Source organism: Paenarthrobacter sp. TAF1 (assembly GCF_052113825.1).
Classification (GTDB): Bacteria; Actinomycetota; Actinomycetes; order Actinomycetales; family Micrococcaceae; genus Arthrobacter; species Arthrobacter nicotinovorans.
Genome location: NZ_JBFRDO010000008.1, coordinates 45,032 through 65,400, shown reverse-complemented (window position 1 = coordinate 65,400; position 20,369 = coordinate 45,032). Strand labels below are relative to the sequence as shown.

Genomic DNA, 20,369 nt, shown 5'->3' with positions numbered 1-20,369 from the left:
CGCCGTCGTGCTTGGTGTAGGAGTCCCTGGGCTGCAATTTTCCCTGGCGGTCCGCCGTTAGTTTGCGAGCCAGAGGTCCGGTCCAAAGACTTCGTAGTGGATCCGGGTGGCCGGAATCCCGGCGTCGATTGCTTCGTCGCGGATGGACTTCATGAAAGGGAGCGGGCCGCAGAGGTAAAGTGACGCGTCAGCCGGCAGGTCCATTTCGCGAAGGGACATAAATCCCTCCTTGGCTCCGGCGTGCGGCGTCTCCAGCCAGAGCTCGAGTTTGGCGTCGATCCTGGATGCGTCCTGGGTCATCTGGCCGCTGAGTGCCCAGTTGTCCATGGCCTTTTCGGCGTGGAGCACGATGACCTCGCGATCCGTGCCGGATTCGGCGAGTGAACGCAGGATGGATGCGGTGGGAGTGCAGCCGATGCCTGCCGAGGCGAGAATCACCGGTCCCTCGCCGTCCTTGAGGGTGATCTCACCATAGGGATTCGAGATTTCCAGGATGTCACCGGGTTCGACGTCAGCATGCAGGACGCTGGACACCTCACCGCCGTCGTTGAGCTTGGTGGTGAAAATCCGGCTGGTGCCGGCATCGCCGGACAGTGAATACTGACGGACCTGTCGAAGGCCGTCGGCGAGCGTCACTTTGACGCTGACGTACTGGCCCGGTTTGGCTTCGGTGACCGGGGTTTCATCCGCGGGTTCCAAGGTGAAAGTAATGGAATCCTTGCCCGCGGGTTCCTTTGCGACCACGCGCCACGGCATCCACATCCGGTCGTTTGCCTGGCTAGCGTAGAGGTCCTTCTCGAGCTTTATCAGGGCATCGGCCATGAGCCAGTAGACCTCGGTCCAGGCCTCGGCAATTTCCGGGGTAATGACGTCGGCCAGATCCGCCGCGATTGCTGCGAACAGGTGCTTGTAGACCACGTCGTACCGTTCCTCGGTGATGCCCAGGGAAGCGTGTTTGTGAGCGATGCGGGAGAGGACCTTCTCGGGCAGGGAGTCCGGGTTAGTGAGCAGGTGCGAGGCGAAAGCGGCGATGCTCCCGGCAAGTGCCTTCTGTTGTTCGCCTGAACGCTGGTTGGAGCGGCTGAACAGGCCGTCCAACAGTCCGGGGTGCGCGGTAAAGAGGCGGTTGTAGAAATCCGCGGTGATTTCGCCTATCCGGGATCCGACCAATGGCAGGGTGGCTTCAATAACGGGACGGGATTTTTCCGAGAGCATGGTTCTCCTGGCGGTCGAGGCCGGGCCTTCTGTCCGGCCGGATAAATACAGGCATTAGATATGCTTGTATTTACTCCAAGTTCTACACCTCGTAGAAATCATGTGCAAATTATGAAGCGGGAGGCTCCGTGAAGGCCTTTTGCGCGAGGCTATGGGCCGCTACTGCGCTGCAGGCATCCGGATCTCAGGCCGAAGACCGATTGACTGGAACACCGGGTTCATCTGCCGGGCGTGGGGAAGGGATGAGATGACCACCGCATCGAGCTCACGGTAGAACGCCTCCCTGGCGCGCGTCATGGCGTGACGGAGTCCGCACTCGGTGATGAGGGGGCAGTTCTTGGTGGGGGACTGGCACTCTGCCGGGTCCTGCCGGCTGTCCAAATGGCGCAGCACCTCGCCCACAGTGGCTTTCCGCCCGGCTTCGTTCAACCGGGACCCACCCAGCCGGCCTCGTTCGACGTCGATCAGCCCAAGTGAACGCAAACGGACCATGGCCTTGCTGACGTGGTTGTACGGAGTTCCAACAGCATCTGCCACTGCCTGGGTGGTCAGCAGTGCACCCTCGGGAGCTGCGGCCAACACCATGATGGCCCGAAGGCTCACATCTGCGAAGGCGTTGATTTTCATGGAATCAGTCTAGATCGTAGGTCTAGTCCACCCAGATGGATGGCTCGTGGGTGTCCGGTTCCATGGCAGCGAAGGTAAATCCCTCAGCTCCCGGGACATACGGAATGATGGCGGCCAGAACAGCACCATCACGGTGCTCCGCCGCGCCGTGAATGCCGTCTGAACCATGTTCGGGCAAACTGACATCGCTGACGATGGCAACCGCACGGTATTCATCACGGCCTTGGCGCAAGAGTTCGTGAAGATCGGTCAGCATCTGACCGGCATCGACCTGGCCATCCTCGTCAGGTTCCCCGGGAGTCACCATGACGATCCGGAGTTCGCCATCACTCCCGAGCGTGATGCCGAAGGGGAAGAAGCCGCCATTCTGTTGGAGATGCTCCTGGGCGGTTCCGAGGCCAGTGCCCAGGGTCTCCCGGAGCTCGCGGTCCTGGGCTGATTCTTCTGATTCTTCCGGCAGGGTGCTGTCGTTTGGTTGTTCGCTCATACTGACCACACCTGGGCCTGTGCGGGAACCACCGCTGACTCGCCGAAGGCGACCGTGCCGGATTCGCCGTCCAGCTCATAAGGCTTGACGATGTGCATTGACAACCCTTCGGAATGCTCGATGTGCAGTCTGACGGCGTCCAAAACACCGCCCTCCTCGAGCTTGATGCTGACGTCAGCCACGATGCAGGTTCCGCGCAGTGTGTCTTTCTCCAGCCGAAAGCCTTCGGTCATTAACTGGATTGCTTCGGAGGAATCCAGTTCGTCATCCTCGTTGGGCTCCAAGTAGGCCATGCGGTGCGCTACCTCGCCGGAGAGATCGGTGCTTGCGCCGTATGGGGCCAGGACTCCGTTCCTGGACAGCTGATCCTCGGCGAACGGAACTGCGACACCCACAAGCTTGAAAACATCCTGGATGGCCTGCTCCGAAAGTCCTTGGTGCCACCATTCCTCCGCGGGTGAGGCCGTGTCGCCATTCCACAGGTGGGCAGCCTGGGCCTCGACCCGGGGTTCGCTGAATGTGGGGTGCTTCAGGAATTTCTTGCGGGTGAAGTCCACCCGGATGAGCTGGGCAATGCCACTGCGGTGTTCGGCCCAGAGGTGGAGCGTGTCCTCATTCTTGCCCGACTCCGGATCCAATACAGCGACCATCGCGAAGAGGTTTTCGGCATAGCCCGAAAAGAGATCGACGGTCAGCTTAACGGATACCTCCGGGTCCGAGGGCATGGTCCCCCGGATTTCCTGGGGGACCTCGCCGCGGTGGACGGCGCCCTCAGCGTCGAGCATGAAGACGAACGGGGCGAAGCTCTTGTTGAGGACCAATTGAGCGTCGGCCAGTTTCAAGGCCTCGGCCACGACAGCGGCCAATTCGGATTCGGGAGAGGTCCGTTCCTCGGGCGAAAGCTGCGTCACGGCTGTAAGCCTAGCCGCGTACCAGCGCCAGGACGCGGTCGCGGATCTTCTCCATGGTGGGCTGGTCCTTGGCCTCGGCGTTCAACCGCAGGAAGGGCTCGGTGTTGGACGGGCGGAGGTTGAACCACCAGCTGCCGTCCTTCGCGGTGAAGGTGCTGCCGTCCATGTGGTCGATCTCGATGTCTTCGCTTTCAAAGTCGACGCGGACACGCTCTACGGCGCCGGCTTTGTCTTCGATCTCGGAGTTGATTTCGCCCGACGAAACGTAGGGTTCGTATTGGCGGCCGAGTTCGGAGAGCGGGCCGTCCTGCTCTCCGAGGGCAGCGAGTACGTGCATGGCTGCGAGCATGCCGGTGTCTGCGTTCCAGAAGTCCCTGAAGTAGAAGTGCGCGGAGTGCTCCCCGCCGAACACCGCTCCTTCTTCCGCCATGACTGCCTTGATGAAGGAGTGCCCCACACGCGTCCGGACGGCACGGCCGCCATCCTTTGCCACGAGCTCGGGAACGGCCTTTGAGGTCAGGAGATTGTGGATGATGACTGGAGTTTCTTCCCCGGCCTTCCGTGCCCGGGCGATCTCGCGGYGGGCAACCATGCCGGTGATGGCCGACGGGGACACGGGCTCGCCCTTTTCGTCGATCACGAAGCAGCGGTCGGCGTCGCCGTCGAACGCCAGACCGATGTCCGCGCCGTGTTTGACGACCGCCGCCTGGAGATCGCGGAGGTTTTCCGGTTCCAGCGGGTTGGCGGGGTGGTTCGGGAAGGAACCGTCCAGTTCGAAGTAGAGCGGGATGATCTCGAAGGGCAGGGCCGGGAGCAACTTGTCTCCCAGGACGGCAGGGGTGGTGAGGCCGGCCATGCCGTTGCCGGCGTCGACCACGATCTTCAGCGGCCGGGAACCGGAAAGGTCCACCAGCTTGCGCAGGTACTCGGAGTAGTCCTTCAAGACATCATGGACACCGATCTCGCCGCGCGTCGCTGCGGACGGGATGGTGCCTGCGTTCAGGTACTGCTCCGCGAGTGCCTGGATCTCTTTCAATCCGCTTTCGGAAGAAATGGGTTGGGCGCCGGCCTTGGCCATCTTGATGCCGTTGTATTCGGCGGGGTTGTGGCTGGCGGTGAACGTGGCGCCGGCTGCATTCAGGGCGCCGCATGCGTAGTAGAGCTCATCGGTGGAGATCAGGTCCAGGAGTTGTACATTGGCCCCACGCGTGGCCGCGCCGTTGGCGAAGGCCTGGCTGAACTCCGGTGACGAAGGACGCATGTCGCCACCGACCAGGACAGTTTCGCCCTCAAGGCCCAGGACGTCGATGAAGGCAGCGCCGACTGCCTCGACGATTTCAGACGTGATGGATTCACCCACGATCCCCCGGACGTCGTACGCCTTGAAGGATGCCGAGAGGTCGAATGTCTTGTTCTGCTCGCTAGTCACGGGCTCAATCCTACTGTGGCTACCCAGCACGGCATGAACCGGGGGCCTCCCCACGTGGATAGCAGTCATCCACCGGCTGTTTATCCACATAGCTGATCTGCTCCGGTCTTGCTGTCAGGGGCGACTGGAATACTGGGGTCATGGCCAACAACTCCCCAAACACTGCCGCTCCCGTGCAATCGACAACCCAGCAGGAGGCGCTGGCTTGCCTTCGCGAACTTGTAGGCCACCCTGAGGCGCAGTTCCACGATGGCCAGTTCGAAGCGATCGAGGCTTTGGTGGATGCCGGCCGAAGGGCACTCGTGGTCCAGCGCACCGGCTGGGGAAAGTCCGCCGTCTACTTCGTTTCATCCTTGCTCTTGCGCCGCAGGGGAGCCGGACCGACCCTGATCGTCTCACCCCTGCTGGCGCTCATGCGTGACCAGGTGGCCGCCGCTGCGCGTGCAGGTGTCCGTGCTGTGGCCATCAATTCCGCCAACGCCCTTGAATGGGACACAGTCCTGGCCCAGTTGGCGGCAGACGAGGTCGACGTTCTCCTCGTGTCTCCCGAGCGCCTGACCAATCCGTCCTTCCGGGAGAACCAGCTTCCGGAGCTTATCCGGAGGACAGGGCTTCTGGTGATCGACGAAGCCCACTGTATTTCCGACTGGGGACACGACTTCCGGCCCGATTACCGCCGCATCTCCGACCTCATCGCCCAGTTGCCGGAGACTGTTCCAGTCCTGGCAACCACTGCTACTGCCAACTCCAGGGTGGTCCATGACATTGAAGAGCAGCTCGGCGCAGGAGTGCTGACCATCCGCGGGGGCTTGGGGCGGGAGTCGCTGCGTCTTGGGGTCCTCAATCTCTCCGACTCCAAGGACCGGCTGGGCTGGCTGCTGACCCACCTTGCAGACATGCCGGGGAGCGGCATCATTTATACGCTCACCGTCTCTGCGGCCGAGGACACTGCGCGGTTGCTTGCCGGAGCCGGACACAACGTGCTCTCTTACACAGGCAGGACCGATCCCGCTGACCGGGAACGGGCAGAGCAACTGCTCAAGGACAATCAGGTGAAGGCGCTGGTGGCAACCTCTGCCCTGGGCATGGGCTTCGACAAACCCGACCTCGGCTTCGTGATCCACCTTGGGGCGCCATCATCACCGGTCGCCTACTACCAGCAAGTCGGCCGCGCGGGCCGTGGCGCCGCCAATGCCGATGTACTGCTCCTTCCTGGGTCGGAAGACCGCGAGATCTGGCAATACTTCGCTACGGCATCCATGCCGTCCGAGGAGAAGGCAGCGGCCGTGCTGGCTGTCCTCGGCGATGCCGGCACAGCCATGTCCACCGTCGCATTGGAAGCCCGCGTGGACCTTCGCCGGACGCCACTGGAATTGCTCTTGAAGGTTTTGGCGGTGGATGGCGCCGTCGAGCGCGTTGGCGGCGGTTGGCGGTCAACCGGCCGGCCATGGAATTACGACGCCGAACGCTATGCGCGCATTGCCGAGGCGCGGGTGGATGAGCAGGATTCCATGGTGGTCTACCAGGACACGGCCGGTTGCCGGATGGAGTACATCACCTCGGTGCTTGATGATGAAACTGCTGCCGCCTGTGGACGTTGTGACAACTGTACGGGCCGATGGTTCCCTGTGGATGTGGCGGACTCGGCGGTGGAGGCGGCAGATCAGACTCTTCGCCGGGCAGGAATCGCAATAGAGCCGCGCCTTCAATGGCCCAGCGGAATGGACCGGCTCGGTGTTGCCGTCAAGGGAAAGATCAAACCCGACGAAAGCGTTGCAGAGGGACGTGTCCTGGCCAGGCTGACAGACCTTGGCTGGGGCGGCGCCCTCCGTGAACTGTTTGCTGCCGGTGCGCCGGACCGGGCCGTAGATCAGGGGATGCTGCAGGCATGCGTGCAGGTCCTGAGGGAGTGGTCAGGCGCCGAGGGCGGAACGCCGTGGAGCGGCGTCGGACGCCCGGTGGCTGTCGTCAGCATCCCGTCGCGAAGCAAACCGCAACTCGTGGATTCGCTGGCCCAGGGGATAGCCGGAATAGGCAGAATGCCGTACTTGGGGCAGCTGCAGCCGGCTCACGGTGGTCCAACCGGCGCGCGTGGCGGCAACAGCGCCTACAGGCTCGCCGGCGTTTGGGATCGGCTGGTGGTCGGGCCTGAACTTGCCCAGGCTCTTGCCGATATTGGGAGCCAGCCTGTGTTGTTGGTGGACGATCTGGTCGACAGTCGCTGGACGATGACGGTATCGGCGCGGGCTTTGCGGCAGGCAGGCGTAGCAGCGGTCCTCCCACTTGCGTTGGCGCAAGCGGGGTAGCGGAAGGTAGGAAAGCGTCATTTTGTGATCGCTCCCACACCTGGTCTATAGGATCGAGGAAACGCCCCCTGCTGCCTTCGTGGAGCACCAGCGACGAACTTGGACCGGAGCCATGACCACAAGACCCAGCGCAGGCATCGAAGAAGCCAGCGAGACCAGTTGGCGCCCCCGCTTGGCCTTGTTGGTGGCCGCGACGTTTTTCATGGAGTTCCTTGACGGGACTATCCTGACCACCGCTATTCCGAGCATTGCGTCCGACTTCCGAGTCGCACCGGCCGACATCAACATCACCATGACGGCCTACTTGGTGACGGTCGCGATGGGAATCCCACTGAGCAGTTGGCTCGCTGAACGGTTCGGCGCTCGCCGGATCTTCTGCCTGGCCATAGCCGTTTTCACCATTGCTTCCCTGCTCTGCGCCGTGAGCACCGACCTGACCATGCTCACACTCAGCCGGGTGGCCCAAGGGATGGGCGGGGCCATGATGGTTCCTGTCGGGACACTGGTGGTCCTGCGGGGTACGCCGAAATCCGAGCTCCTCCGGGCAACGGCCTATCTGGTTTGGCCTGGGCTCCTCGCGCCGGTACTTGCGCCGATGGTCGGTGGCGCCCTCACAACGTTCCTTTCCTGGCATTGGATCTTTCTCATCAACGTCCCGCTGGGCCTGGCAGCCTTCATCGCTGCACTTCGGCTGGTGCCTCGGACGCAATTCGATGGAAAGCGCCGCCTTGACTGGTTCGGGCTGATGCTGACCACCCTTGGCGTCGGGGCGTTGGTGGTGGGGCTGGAAACCTTGGGCGGCCATGCATCCAATGTCCTCGCTGTAGTGGTGGTAACCGCCGGAGTGCTGTCCTTGGCAGGGGCGGTCTGGTGGATGGGGAAAGCAAAAGTTCCGCTGTTCAACCTCAGCGTCTTCGGTACCAGGACTTTCCGGGCGACCTCAACCGGTGGCTTCATCTACCGGCTGACCATCAGTTCGGTCCCCTTCTTGTTGCCCCTGATGTTCCAGGATGGATTCGGCTGGGACCCGCTGAAGGCCGGCGTCATGGTGGCGGCAGTCTTCGTCGGCAATATCGGGATCAAACCTGCCACCACGCCGCTAATCAGGCGCTTCGGGTTCAAAGCCGTGCTTGTCTTCGCGTCGTTCGCTTCCGCCGTAACGTTCGCTTTGTGCGCGTTCCTTGACGCCCAAACACCGGAACCGCTGATTTTCGCTTTGCTGCTGTTCAGCGGAGCCTTCCGCTCCATTGGTTTTTCCGCCTACGCTTCGGTGCAATATGCGGACATCGTCCCGGGGCAGCTGCCCTCGGCCAACGCCATCTCGGCAACCCTCGTTCAGTTGGCAGCCGCGGCCGGGATCGCGGTGGGAGCTTTGTTCCTGCGCCTCTTCGAAGCCACGGGTCTTTTCGGGACGGACCAGGTGGGGGCATACAAGGGTGCTTTCATCGCCATGGCCGTCCTGATGCTCATCAGTACGGTGGACAGCCTGACCCTCCACCGTCACGCAGGAGCCGAGGTCAGCGGTACCTCAGCCGGGGCAAAGCGCGCCTGAACCCTGCCGGCGGGCGTCCCGGCTTGGTCGCTGGCGCTGCCACGGGCGCTGCCACGGCCATTGGCTCGCTTAAACGCAAAAGGCCCCGGTTCGAAAACCGGGGCCTGTTCGCGGAGACGGGGGGATTTGAACCCCCGGTGGAGTTGTGCCCCACACTTCATTAGCAGTGAAGCCCATTCGGCCGCTCTGGCACGTCTCCCTTTGCTATTGCTAGCCCACCAAGGATACGCAGAACCTGCCGTCCAGCGCAAAACACGCCAGAGCCGGGTGTCCGTTTCGATGTTCCGCTGCTATTCGTGCCGTGCGCGTGGCCTTGTGCGCAGGGAACCATCGAAACAGGCGTCAGTTGCTTCCGGCCAGGGAAACCCACAGGAAGTGGTTGCTCCGTGCCTGCAGTGCTGCAGCCTGCCGGTTGTCCGAGGCTCCCGCGTGCCCACCTTCGAGGGCTTCGTGGAACCAGACGTTCGGAATCCCCATGGCCTGCATCCGTGCCGCCATCTTCCGGGCCTGCACCGGCCCCACCCGGTCGTCAGAGGTTGCCGTCCAGATGAAGGTTTCGGGGTACTCCACGCCGTCCCGAAGCAGGTGGTACGGCGAGAACGTCCGGATGAAATCCCATTGTTCCGGCACATCCGGGTCACCGTACTCGGCAATCCAGGAGTAGCCCGCCGAGAGCTTGGTGTACCGGCGCATGTCCAGGAGGGGCACACCACAGGAGACAGCGCCAAACAGTTCCGGGTACTGGGTCAGCATGTTGCCCACCAGCAGGCCACCATTGGAGCCGCCGACGCAGCCCAGGCGACGACGACTGGTCACGCCACGCGAGATCAGGTCCTTGGCTACTGCGGCGAAGTCCTCGTAGGCACGGTGACGGTTCTCCTGGAGTGCTGCACGGTGCCACGAGGGGCCATACTCCCCGCCGCCGCGGATGTTGGCAACCACGTACACGCCGCCGCGTGAGTGGGCGGCAGCCCCGTCGTCGGACGCTATGCCCGCAGTACGGCGCTCCAGCCAGGCGCGCCCGATCGTCCCGCTGTACGCCGGGGTACGGGAAACTTCGAACCCGCCGTAGCCGGAGAGCTGGGTGGGGTTCTCCCCGTCCAGTACCAGGTCCTTGGAGGCCACCTGGAAGTACGGAACCTTGGTGCCATCCAAGGAAACCGCGAAGTGCTGCTGGACCTCGTAGGCGGCTTCGTTGAAGAACGACGGCGACCGCTTCACCTCGGTGTGCCGGCTCACCACGCCACCGTCGGCCACGCCACCGTCGGCCGCGTCCTGCGCTGCTGCAGGCGAAAGCGTACCCCGGGTCAAAGTGGTGGGTGTCGTGAAGCCTGTGGCCACCAACCAGAAGTCGTTCCCGGCTCCGGAGTCGGAGACGTCCTCATCATCCACGGCGTAGGCATTGACGTCATGCAGGGGAGGGCAGGCGTCCAGGACGGTGGAGGCCCACGAGCCTGAGGCGTCAACAGCCGACGGATCCAGGACCCTGATCTCGGAGGAGACGTCCCGGAGGAGGTTCAGCAGCAGGTAATCCTTGGTCCAGCTCCAGGACTGCAATGACGTGTGCGCATCAGGGGTGAACAGGACCAGCAACTCAGCCGGGCCAGCCAGGTAGCTTTCGAAATCTGCGGCCAGCAGGGAGCCGGCCGGGTACGTGACCCCCGCTGCTTCCCAGTCGCCCTGGGGGCGGAAAAGCAGCCAATCGCGGTGGACGCTGATGTTGACATCGGTGGGCACGTCAATGGCCACCCACGAGTCGTCGCGCAGCAGCCACGTACTGCGGTTGTAGAAATCGATGTAGTCAACGGCGAAGGTTCGCTCGAAACCGGGGGTGGAATCGTGCGCCACCGTGGCCAGCATGTGGTTCTCCGGAATTTCGAACAGGCGCTCAGCGTCCGCGAGCGACTGCCCGCGGCGAAGCTTGACGCCGGTCCGTGCATAGGAGGACGACGTGGCGGGCAAGCCTTCAGCTGTGCTGGACACGAGAAGGGTGTCGGCATCCAACCAGCTGATGTTGCCTTTGGCTGTGGGAATGTCGAAGCCACCTGCTGCCGGGTCCACGAAGGTTCGCGTTTCGACGTCGAACTCGCGGTGGCGGTCGGCGTCGCCCCCGTCGGGGGAGAGCGAAACCATGGCAAAGCGGTACTCTGCGCCGTCCGAAGGACGGAGGAAACCGGCACCGTGGAACACCCACTCAACACCTTCAGCAGCGGCAAGGGCATCGACGTCGAGCAGTACATCCCACTCGGGATCCTCGGTGAGGTAGCTCTCCCAGGTGGTGCGGCGCCAAAGGCCCTTGGGGTGCTCCTGGTCCTTCCAGAAGTTGTAGTAGAAATCGCCGCGTTTGTTGACCATGGCAATCCGGTCCGTGGAGTCCAGGACTTCCAGGATGCCGGACTCGACCGCCGCGTAATCGGCGTCTTCGAGCAGTTCCTCGGTGCGGGCGTTCTGTTCCCTGACCCAGGCCAACTGCTCTTCGCCGTGGATGTCCTCAAGCCAGGCGTTTTCATCCGTGGGCTCAGGTGCGGACTCCGCCGCGTGGCGCGGTCCGGAGGCCGGCGCGGTGTCATTCCCGGAAAGTGGCGACGGATCAGCTTCTGTGGTGGTCATCGCCCCATCCAAGCAACACACTTCGACGGTAAGCAAGTCACGCAGAAGTTAGGCTGGAGCGTGGCTAAATCCCAAATCAACCGTGTTGCCCTTGTGGGGGCAGGCCCTCGGGGCACCAGTGTCCTCGAACGGTTGCTCGCGAATTGGGCTGCGAAGAGAGCTGAAGGCGCCGCCCTGCAGGTCCATGTGGTGGATCCGTACCCCGCCGGCTCCGGACACGTGTGGCAGCCGGAACAGTCGCGCCTCTACCTGATGAACACCCAGTCGTTCTATCCCACCCTCATCCCCGAGGATTCCGGATTGGCGGCACCGTTGGCGGGTGGTTCCTTCGACCAGTGGCGCGAGGCCCGGCGTCGCGACGGTGCCGGGCTGAACGACGCCGAAATGGCAGAGCTGGCCACGCTCGAGTCCCACGATTTCCCCAGCCGTGCGCTGTACGGGCGGTACCTGCGCCAAACCCTGGCCGGGTTGCTGGAGCGGAAGCCCGACGGCGTGGAAGTCACCTTCCATGAAACGCTCGCCGTTGCGGCGCGGCCCGTGGACGGGATGTTCGACGTCGAACTGGCCGACGGCGGCACGCTCACCGTCGATTCGGTGGTGCTGGCTCTGGGGCACATCGAATCACGGCTGAATCCGGAGCAGAAATCATTCAAGCGCGCAGCTGACGAGTTGGGCCTGCTGTACTTCCCGCCGGCACCGCCCGCCGACGTTGACTGGCAGGTTGTGCCGGACAATGAGCCGGTTCTTGTCCGCGGCATGGGCTTGAACTTCTTTGATGTGATGGGCCAGCTGACCGAAGGCCGCGGCGGCAAGTTCCTTGAAGCCGGAGCGCCCGGTGCCGGGGTGTTGGAGTACCGGGCCTCGGGCCGGGAGCCCAGGATCATCGCCGCGTCACGCAGGGGAACGCCGTACCGGGCGAAGGCCGGTTTGGAGGGCTATTACCCGCGCAGCATCACCATGCGCTACCTGACCGAGGACGCAGTGGACCGGTTCCGGGCCGCAGGCATCCAGCCCGGCTTCGACCATGACCTGTGGCCCTTGCTGCACCGGGACGCGCTGTGGGCCTACTACTCGACGCTGGCCCGGTCCCAGCCGGCCGCGATCAAGGACCCGGCGCAGTTCCTGGCCGACCTCGAAGACGCGCTCCAACCGCATGCCCACACCACGGCAAACTGGGAAAGCGACGTGGAGGTCCTGGTTGAAAAGCATGTGGCGGCATCACGGCGTTTGAACCTGCGCGGGCTCGCGGCGCCGTTGGCAGGCCGGACGTTCGCGTCACGGCGTGACCTGGATGCTGCGATCACCGCGTACCTGGACGACGACGCGCGGCGTTCGGCGCTGGGCGAATCGGACCCCGTGAAGATGGCCATCGGCGCGCTCCACACCGGCCGTGCCATCCTCAAGACCGTTGTAGCCGACGGCGGCATCACCGACGAGTCCTGGCTGGCAGGGCTGCGCGGCTGGTTCGAGTCGTTTGTCGAAGGGTTGGCCAGCGGACCTCCTGCGCTGCGTTCGGAGCAGCTGGCCGCCTTGGCGCGTGCCGGCGTCGTGAGTTTTGTGGGACCGGACCCCAAGTTCAGCGTCGATCGTGGCGCCAAAGTGTTCCGGGCGGCGTCACCCTGGGTCCACGAGGGACCCGCTGAAGCACGCACCCTGATCGAAGCGATGTCACCCGCCAACAGGGTGGGCATCAACATTTCTCCGCTGCTCGAGCAGCTCATGGCCGACGGCCTGGTGCGGACCAAGATCATGATGAGTGTGGAGGGGACGCCCATGCAAACCACCGGCCTGGACGTTGAGCCGCACCCTTACCGTCCCATTGCCGCCAACGGATCCATCACGGAAAACATGTACGTTCTGGGCTTGCAGTTGTCCGCGTCGCAGTGGGGCAATGCCATTGCCGCCGAAGCCCGTCCCCGCTCCGGGCGGGCCTATGCCAGCGGCCAGCGGACCTTGCGCGACGCTGACGAGATCGCCCGCAGCATCCTGGGCCTCTAGCCGTCACAGGCTTGCGTTGCCTGCCAGCCTTCGTTACTGTGTGAGCTGCATCACCCGCAAGGGTGTGCGCGCTTTTGATCTGCGGCGGGAGAGTCCTGCCGGTACATCCCGTCAGGCGCCGTAGGAGCAAACCCTCCCCAGGAATCTCTCAGGCCCATGTACCGCCGCGGCGAGGCAACTCTGGAAAGCAGTCCGGCCACACCGGACTCACCGAAGGTGCAAGCAGGCCCATGCCCGCGGAAACTCTCAGGTCCACGTACAGAGCGGGGAGGAACCCGAATCAATGCGGCACCTTGTGCCGCCTGAACGACGGAGTTCCTTTGACGATTCATCCTTCCGCGAGTGCCGGTTCACCCCATCTCGAACGCCAGCTCAGCAACCGCCACATCCAGCTCATAGCCATCGGTGGAGCGATTGGCACCGGCCTTTTCATGGGCTCGGGAAAGACCATTTCCGCAGCCGGCCCATCCGTCATTTTTGTATACATGATCATCGGCTTCATGCTGTTCTTCGTCATGCGTGCCATGGGCGAACTGCTCCTCAGCAACCTGAACTACAAGTCCTTCAGCGATTTCGCCGCCGACCTCCTGGGCCCTTGGGCCGGGTTCTTCACCGGCTGGACCTACTGGTTCTGCTGGGTCATCACCGGGATCGCCGACGTGATCGCCATCGCCGGCTACTCCAAGGAATTGTGGCCTTCCCTGCCCTTGTGGGTTCCGGGACTCATCACCATCGGCATTCTCCTGCTCCTGAACCTGGCCACCGTGAAGGCCTTCGGTGAGACGGAGTTCTGGTTCGCGCTCATCAAGATCGTGGCCATCGCTGCGCTCATCATTGTTGGCCTGTTCATGATCTTCAGCGGCTTCGAGTCCGACGCCGGTCCGGCCGGTTTCTCCAACCTGTGGAGCTATGGCGGCTTCTTCCCGAACGAGTTCATGGGCTTCGTGGCCGGTTTCCAGATCGCCGTGTTCGCGTTCGTGGGCATCGAACTGGTGGGCACCACCGCTGCCGAAGCCAAGGACCCGGAGAAGAACCTCCCCAAGGCCATCAACTCGATCCCCATCCGGGTTCTGCTGTTCTACGTCGGTGCCCTCATCATCCTCATGTCCGTCACACCGTGGACGCAGTTCGCCGCCGGCCACAGCCCGTTTATCGCGATGTTTTCCCTGGCAGGCCTCGGCGCAGCGGCCACCATCGTCAACCTCGTGGTGCTGACATCGGCCATGTCCTCTGCCAACTCCGGCATCTATTCCACGTCCCGCATGGTGTTTGGTCTCGCCCAGGAGGGCGACGCGCCTAAGGTGTTTGGCGCCCTCTCCGGACGCAAAGTACCCCGCAACGCCCTGTTCCTGTCCTGCGTCCTGCTGCTGTCCGGCGTCGTGCTCATGTACGCCGGCCAGGACGTTGGCAAGGCCTTCGACATGGTGACCACAGTGTCCGCGGTGTGCTTCGTGTTCGTTTGGTCGATCATCCTGGCCAGCTACCTTGCCTTCAGGAAGCGCCGGCCACACCTGCACGAGTCGTCAGCGTTCAAGATGCCCGGTGGCGTGGTGATGGTGTGGGTGGTGTTCGCGTTCTTCGCTTTCGTGCTGTGGGCCCTTACCACCCAGCCGGACACCCTGATTGCCTTGCTCGCCACCCCAGTGTGGTTTGTGATTCTGGGGGTCGCGTGGATCATCCTTCGGCGCCGGCCCGCGCACCTGGCACGCTACGCGGCGTTCCAGGCCGAATTGCAGCGGGATGCTGAGAGGACGGCCGAGCCGGAGCCGGCCACCAAGTAGGCTTCCCGAACGCAAAAGCAGGGCCCTTCACGCTGGCTGCGTGAAGGGCCCTGCTTATGTTGCTTTTGCCGGGAGTGGTCAGCCCCTCAAGCACTTCTGGTAGTCCAACCAAGCGAAGGCATACCGCAGCCAGCCCACGATGTCGTACCACTTGGACGGCTTGGTGGGTGGGGTGCACTGGGGCGGTTGCGGTCCGCTGTCCGCCACAGTGATCAGAGCCTTCACCACCGTTCCACTTTCGACGGCGGTCAGCACCAGGGTGCCGGTACCTGCAGCTGCCGCCGCGGGAACCTTGAGGTTCACCGTGGCCGCGCCTGCCGTCACCGGCACGGAACCGAGCGCCACAGCGGCGCCCTTGCTGTCCACGAAGACGGCGTTCAGCGAGGCGTTGGCCGGGCTGCCGATCGACGTCAGGTTCAGCTTGGAAACAGCCAGGGTGATTGGCTCACCGGACTTCACCTGGGCCGCCGTCGAGTTGGCGACGGCAACCGAACGGCGCCCGAAGTCCGGGGACACCGGGTTGTGTTCGCGCAGGTACTTGATCCACGCATCACGGTCCACCAGGCCGGTGTCCTTGGTGTTGCTGCCTTCCTTGAAGACCCGGAAGTTGTCACCGCCGGTTGCCAGGAAGCTGAAGGTGCCGATCCTGTACTGCTTGGCGGGGTCGATCACGGCGCCGTTCACCCAGATGCCGGTGATGCGGTCACCTGCAGGGCGGGCGGCGTCATAGGTGTAGTTGACGTTCTTGGACAGACCCAGCTGCTGGTACGGGCGGCTGGGAACAGTGCCGTCCGGGTTGGTCTGCCACTGCTGTTCAAGAAGTGTCTTGAACTGCGTGCCGGTCAGGGACGTAGTCCAGAGGTTGTTCACGAACGGCAACACCGCGTTGGCCTCGGCGTAGGTGATGGTGCCGTCCGGTGCGTAATAGAGCTCGTTGCGCAGGCCGCCGGGATTTACGACGCCGATCTCCGCCGAGCCCAGTTCAGGCGCCTTGAGCGTGTCCACCAGTGAGTCCGCCACCAGGTTTCCCAGCGTGGACTCGCTCGCGCGGTCGTCACGCTTGGGAGCCCCGCCGGCGGGGTCCGGGGTGAAGGCGGTGGTGATATCAGCGGTCACTGCACCCACGGGCTGGTTGCCGATCTCGGCAGCCTGGGCAAGGGCCTTGTCCACGATGGTCTTCACTGCCGCCACCCGCGGGTAGTTGGCCACGAGGCTCTCGGCGGTATCGGTCGTCCGGTCCACCACGGCGGCCTTGTAGGCGGTGACGGACTTGCTTGCGGTGTCTACCGTGAGCGTCACGCTGCCCACGTTTTCGCCGTAGTTGCCGGTCTGCACGATCGGCCGGGTCTTGCCTGTGGGCTGGCCGTTGGCGTCCAGGACCGGTGCGTCCCAGGCGTACTCCTTGTGCGTGTGGCCGGTGAAGATGGCAGCGACGTCAGGAGTGGTTTCGTTGACCAGTTTGGCGAACGGTCCGCCTGCTGCGACTTCCTGTTCCAAAGTGGCGCCTTCGGGCGTGCCGGAAGCGGCGCCGTCGTGGTTCTCCACAATGATCAGGTCTGCTTGGTTCTCAGCCTTGATTTTTGCCGCCACCCGGTTGATGGCTTCCACGGGGTCCCCGAACTCAAGATCGGCAATTCCGGCCGGAGTTACCAAGGAGGGAACTTCCTGGGTGACGGTGCCGATCACGGCCACGCGCATCCCGTTCATGTCCAGTACCTTGTACTCCGGCAGGACCGGGGTGGTGGTGCCCTTCTGGTAGACGTTCGCACCCAAGTAGGCGAACTTCGCGTTGGTTCCTCCGGCGATGACTCGATCGCGCAAGTCCTGCCAACCGCCGTCGAACTCGTGGTTGCCCACAGCGGAAGCCTGCAGCTCCAGCGCGTTGAGGACGTCGATGGTGGGCTGGTCCTTCGCCACTGACGACGCGAACAAGGAAGCGCCGATGTTGTCACCAGCGGAGATGAACGCCGTTGCGCCCGGTGCTGCAGCGGCACGGAGTTTCTCCACGGTTCCTGCGAAGAGCACGGTGTTGGTGTCGATGCGGCCGTGGAAGTCGTTGATGCCCAGGAACTGCAGGTCAACGGTGGCCGGTGCGTCGGGAGTCAGGTTCAGTCCAACCACCACGGGGTCGTGGTCGCTGGCCCGGAATTCGTCCGCGGCGTAGTAGTTGGTCACGTTGTTGTTATACCTGCTGTATTCCAGCGCGACGGACTCTACGGAGTTGATGTTCCAGATGTCGGTCCCGGTGACTTTTTCCGCAGCCGCCGGGGAAGCGAGGATGTGGTCAAGCGAACCCACCAAGCCACCGAACAGGTAGGAGTGTTTGCCGGTGCCGGCCTCAAGGTCGGTGTAGCCGGCGCCCGTCAGGACGTTGATGGGATCTTCCTTGGCGTAGGCGTTGAAGTCACCGATGAGGAAGACCTTATCCGTGCCCTTGGAAGCCTGCAGGTCCTTGGAGAATGCGAGCAACGATTCGGCCTGCCTGGTGCGGGCGATGTTTGAGGCACCCTGGCCCTTGTCGGTATCGTCCGGGGTGGCCGCGGAACCCTTGGACTTGAAGTGGTTCACGATTGCTATGAACTTCTTGTCGTCGGCAGCGCCCACCGGCTTGAATACCTGTGCCAGCGGCTTGCGGGCACTTGCGAAAGCCACGGTGTCGTTGTGGATGATGGACTCGCCCACGGGCTCGGCAGCGGCCTTCTTGTAGATGAACGCGGTGCGGATCATGTCCTCATCGCTCAGCGGGGGAGCGTTGGCCGGAGTCCGCACGTAGTCCCAAACACCCGGAGTCTTGACGTTGAGCGCGTCAACCAGCTTGGACAGGGCATCGTCGCGGTTCTTGCCGAACTGTGCCGAGTTCTCGATCTCTTCAAGGGATATGACGTCCGCGCCGGACTTGGTGATGGCTGCTACGATCTTGGCCTGCTGGCGCTCGAAGTTCTCCGCGTTGGCGGCTCCGCGGGCGTTGCAGCCTTCCTTGACCGTAATCGGGTTGCCCTCGCGGTCGGTGTAGAAGACGCAGCCGCTCAGCTGGTCACCGGTGGTGGGGAAGTAATTGAGCACGTTGAAGGACGCCAGTTTAAGGTTTCCACCAACGTTGGCCGGACCGTCGGGCCGGGTGGAGGTGAACGACGCAGGCTGGACTGAGTCCGCGTTGGCCGGGGTCAGCGCGGTCAGCGGCTGGAATTTCCAGGAGTTGTTGCCGTAGCCCAGGATCACGTCGGTGCGGAACTGTGCCGGCGATCCCACCCGCACCGGATCAGAGGTGCTCAGGTAGGGCAGTTGTTGTGCCTTGGTGGTGGCGTCCTTGAGGAAGTTCGTGGACGCGCCGTCGTCGAGCTTGATGGCCCGCAGGGCGTTATCGGCAACCACAGCGGCATACTCCGGCGAACCGTAAGTTGCCACTGCCGTCGGCTGCACCAGTGGTGATGTGCCGGCCGCCAGGCCGACCTCGCCGTACTGGTTGAGGGAGTAGTTGTCCGTGACGGTGAACTCGCCCTGCGGAGCGACGAGCATGCCCTCCAGGCTCTCACGGGCGGCTTCATTGGCCGGCAGGGAGAACGGGGTGGACTTGACCTCGGGCGCAGCCTCGCTGAGCTTCTTCAAGCCTGCGGCTTCGACCGTGATCTGCGTCTGGTTGGCGAATTCGCTCACCGCTCCGGTGAGTTCCAGGTAGTCACCCGGCTGTACCGTTGCCGCCGTCGTAGGCGAGTAGACGAACAAAGCGTCCGACGCCGTCCTGGCCGCCCCGCCGGCGTCGCCGCCGGTTCCGGGGGTCTGGACGTAGTAGCCGTTGAATCCGCCGGTTGCGTAGACGGCCGTGACCTTGCCGCGCGTCGTGACGGTGCTGCCTACGAACGGGCTTGCCGTGCCGGTGCCTTGGATCTCTGCGATGGTCTTGACGCCGGGCTGCGGACCGGGGTCCGTGGGCGGGGTTCCGCCGTTGGAACCTGTCGGGGTGATGGTGGTGCTGAGGCTGAAATCGGCGGCGTTGGAGTCGGTGTCCACACCGTTGGTTCGATTCAGGCTCTTGACGTCTGCGTTGCCGGCAGGTGCGCTGGCTGCGGCGGTCTCGAAGGTGTTGGAGGTGCCGTAGCCAAGGAGGTCGGCAATGGCGGGGTTTCCGGTGACCGAGCCGGCAGGGAGCGGTGAGACCGCGTTGGCTTGCTTGGCCAGGACCAGGGTTCCCGTGGTGCCACTGGGATTCATAGTGCCGGTTGCCTGCACATCGGGCGTTGGGAGGTTCGGGGCCGTGGAACTGCCGTTGTTCGTGGCTCCCTGAACCAGGTAGTAGCCCTTGGCCGGGATGCTGCCCGTCAAGGGAGTGATGCCGGTAGGTGCCGTAGTGGCGGTGGCTGATCTGTACTGCAGGGACCATCCGGCCAGGCTGACGGGAGTGTCCGAGGAGTTGTAGAGCTCCACGAACTTGTTCTTGAAGGCGGCGCCGGTACTGCCGCCGCTGAGGTACGCCTCATTGATTACCACTGGCGAAGTGCCGGTGGGTGCTGCCGGATCGTCCGCCGCGAAGGCGGGTGCCGCGGTCAGCGGGGCTGCAAGCAACCCGACTGACAGGACCGTTCCCGCAGCTGATTTCCAATATTGATGTTGCATCCGCTCTAACTTTCATTAGGGAGCCCTGTGGGGCCCTGTGGACGACGCCCGCTGTCTTGTGAAGTGGGCGATATGCCCGGAAGTTACTCCGGGGTAAAGCTGCCTCGGGCATAGCTGAACACGAACGGATGAATGGGAGGTGGCGCATCGGTGGCCGGAAGGTTCTCCCGGCCACCGAGGCTCCTACTTGGCCGCGCCCTTGAGGGTTCCGGTGGTTGCGGCTCCAGCAGCAGCGCCGATCAGGCAGACGATCTCACGATCGCCGGTCTTCCAGGAATCGCTGGTGGGGTGGAGGAAAGTGACATCCAGGGCGGACTCTTCGAAGGGTACGCCTACGAAAGTTGCGAACTGGGCACCGCAGAACTCCTCTGCCTTGGTGCCCACTTCGGTGTCACCGGGGAACGCGGACGTGTCCATTTTGGTGACGGCGTAGGCCTCGAGGTCGTGGCTCTGGTCGCACGGAATGATGGTGACGTCCACGACTTCCTGGGTATCAGGGTTGGCGATGCAGTCGCCCAGTTTCACTTTGAAGGCGTCAGCTTTGGACGATTCCGTTGCTTTGCCGGATTCATCCCGCTTGGCGTCCCCGCTGCTGATGAGCGAACATCCCGCCAGTGCCAGCGATGCCATGGTCAGCACGGCAGCAGCCCTGAGGGTCTTTGAAAGGTGGAGCATTCTGGTCCTCATTCCAGAAGGAGCACAGGATTCCTGATCGGAAAGGCCCTGTGGTCAACGATGAGGGACCCAACAAGGTATTCCCACGCCGGTCGATCCCCCAAGGCCGACGATGAGAGGCTCCAGCCGGACTGCCCCTGGGTAGGAGGCAGACCGGCCGGACCCGA

General features: G+C 63.5%; 12 protein-coding genes, 1 tRNA gene and 1 riboswitch. Of the genes, 4 read left to right on the top strand and 9 right to left on the bottom strand.

The window, feature by feature from the left end; translation table 11 throughout:
• Positions 1–57: 57 nt before the first annotated feature.
• The 5 genes from AB4Y81_RS12635 to AB4Y81_RS12615 form a co-directional block, all read right to left on the bottom strand.
• Positions 58–1,215 carry a globin domain-containing protein gene (locus AB4Y81_RS12635; protein ID WP_441996016.1) on the bottom strand — a complete coding sequence of 386 codons (1,158 nt, stop codon included), beginning with the start codon at positions 1,213–1,215 and terminating at the stop codon, positions 58–60.
• Between the two features lie 159 nt (positions 1,216–1,374).
• Positions 1,375–1,842 (bottom strand): RrF2 family transcriptional regulator, encoded by a 468-nt coding sequence (locus AB4Y81_RS12630; protein ID WP_018777942.1) that lies wholly within the window; start codon positions 1,840–1,842, stop codon positions 1,375–1,377.
• Between the two features lie 22 nt (positions 1,843–1,864).
• The gene (locus AB4Y81_RS12625) at positions 1,865–2,329 is read right to left on the bottom strand and encodes a hypothetical protein (protein WP_039239729.1); all 465 of its coding nucleotides are present in this window, start codon (positions 2,327–2,329) and stop codon (positions 1,865–1,867) included.
• Positions 2,326–3,240, bottom strand: a complete 915-nt coding sequence (locus AB4Y81_RS12620; protein ID WP_441996015.1) for a hypothetical protein — start codon at positions 3,238–3,240, stop codon at positions 2,326–2,328. Before AB4Y81_RS12620 ends, AB4Y81_RS12625 begins: the two co-directional genes overlap by 4 nt.
• A gap of 10 nt (positions 3,241–3,250) precedes the next feature.
• Positions 3,251–4,669 carry a phosphomannomutase/phosphoglucomutase gene (locus tag AB4Y81_RS12615; protein ID WP_441996014.1) on the bottom strand — a complete coding sequence of 473 codons (1,419 nt, stop codon included), beginning with the start codon at positions 4,667–4,669 and terminating at the stop codon, positions 3,251–3,253.
• 140 nt (positions 4,670–4,809) lie between these two features.
• On the opposite strand from AB4Y81_RS12615, the gene AB4Y81_RS12610 reads away from it, so the two are divergent.
• Positions 4,810–6,975 (top strand): RecQ family ATP-dependent DNA helicase, encoded by a 2,166-nt coding sequence (locus AB4Y81_RS12610; RefSeq protein WP_416429534.1) that lies wholly within the window; start codon positions 4,810–4,812, stop codon positions 6,973–6,975.
• 112 nt (positions 6,976–7,087) lie between these two features.
• Entirely contained in the window at positions 7,088–8,527 is a 1,440-nt protein-coding gene (locus tag AB4Y81_RS12605; RefSeq protein ID WP_275777998.1) for an MFS transporter, read from the top strand.
• Positions 8,528–8,638: 111 nt separating this feature from the next.
• On the opposite strand, the gene AB4Y81_RS12600 is transcribed toward AB4Y81_RS12605, so the two are convergent.
• A tRNA-Ser gene (locus AB4Y81_RS12600) sits at positions 8,639–8,726 on the bottom strand.
• A 143-nt stretch (positions 8,727–8,869) separates the two neighbouring features.
• The gene (locus AB4Y81_RS12595; protein WP_441996013.1) at positions 8,870–11,137 is read right to left on the bottom strand and encodes a prolyl oligopeptidase family serine peptidase; all 2,268 of its coding nucleotides are present in this window, start codon (positions 11,135–11,137) and stop codon (positions 8,870–8,872) included.
• 60 nt (positions 11,138–11,197) lie between these two features.
• Here AB4Y81_RS12595 and AB4Y81_RS12590 point away from each other — a divergent pair, with 60 nt between their 5' ends.
• The gene (locus AB4Y81_RS12590) at positions 11,198–13,135 is read left to right on the top strand and encodes an FAD/NAD(P)-binding protein (RefSeq protein ID WP_441996012.1); all 1,938 of its coding nucleotides are present in this window, start codon (positions 11,198–11,200) and stop codon (positions 13,133–13,135) included.
• A gap of 75 nt (positions 13,136–13,210) precedes the next feature.
• Positions 13,211–13,309: riboswitch (glycine riboswitch) on the top strand.
• A gap of 146 nt (positions 13,310–13,455) precedes the next feature.
• Entirely contained in the window at positions 13,456–14,916 is a 1,461-nt protein-coding gene (gene cycA, locus AB4Y81_RS12585) for a D-serine/D-alanine/glycine transporter (protein WP_441996011.1), read from the top strand.
• A 78-nt stretch (positions 14,917–14,994) separates the two neighbouring features.
• On the opposite strand, the gene AB4Y81_RS12580 is transcribed toward cycA, so the two are convergent.
• Positions 14,995–19,527 (bottom strand): ExeM/NucH family extracellular endonuclease, encoded by a 4,533-nt coding sequence (locus tag AB4Y81_RS12580; RefSeq protein ID WP_441996010.1) that lies wholly within the window; start codon positions 19,525–19,527, stop codon positions 14,995–14,997.
• Positions 19,528–19,710: 183 nt separating this feature from the next.
• On the bottom strand, positions 19,711–20,202 hold the full coding sequence (locus AB4Y81_RS12575) for a septum formation family protein (RefSeq protein ID WP_018777932.1): 492 nt from the start codon (positions 20,200–20,202) through the stop codon (positions 19,711–19,713).
• Between the last annotated feature and the right edge of the window lie 167 nt (positions 20,203–20,369).

Coding starts and splice junctions, on each gene's coding strand:
- AB4Y81_RS12635 (WP_441996016.1), bottom strand. CDS start 1,215: ATGCTCTCGGAAAAATCCCGTCCCGTTATTGAAGCCACCCTGCCATTG.
- AB4Y81_RS12595 (WP_441996013.1), bottom strand. CDS start 11,137: ATGACCACCACAGAAGCTGATCCGTCGCCACTTTCCGGGAATGACACC.
- AB4Y81_RS12575 (WP_018777932.1), bottom strand. CDS start 20,202: ATGCTCCACCTTTCAAAGACCCTCAGGGCTGCTGCCGTGCTGACCATG.
- AB4Y81_RS12580 (WP_441996010.1), bottom strand. CDS start 19,527: ATGCAACATCAATATTGGAAATCAGCTGCGGGAACGGTCCTGTCAGTC.
- AB4Y81_RS12605 (WP_275777998.1), top strand. CDS start 7,088: ATGACCACAAGACCCAGCGCAGGCATCGAAGAAGCCAGCGAGACCAGT.
- AB4Y81_RS12630 (WP_018777942.1), bottom strand. CDS start 1,842: ATGAAAATCAACGCCTTCGCAGATGTGAGCCTTCGGGCCATCATGGTG.
- AB4Y81_RS12625 (WP_039239729.1), bottom strand. CDS start 2,329: ATGAGCGAACAACCAAACGACAGCACCCTGCCGGAAGAATCAGAAGAA.
- AB4Y81_RS12610 (WP_416429534.1), top strand. CDS start 4,810: ATGGCCAACAACTCCCCAAACACTGCCGCTCCCGTGCAATCGACAACC.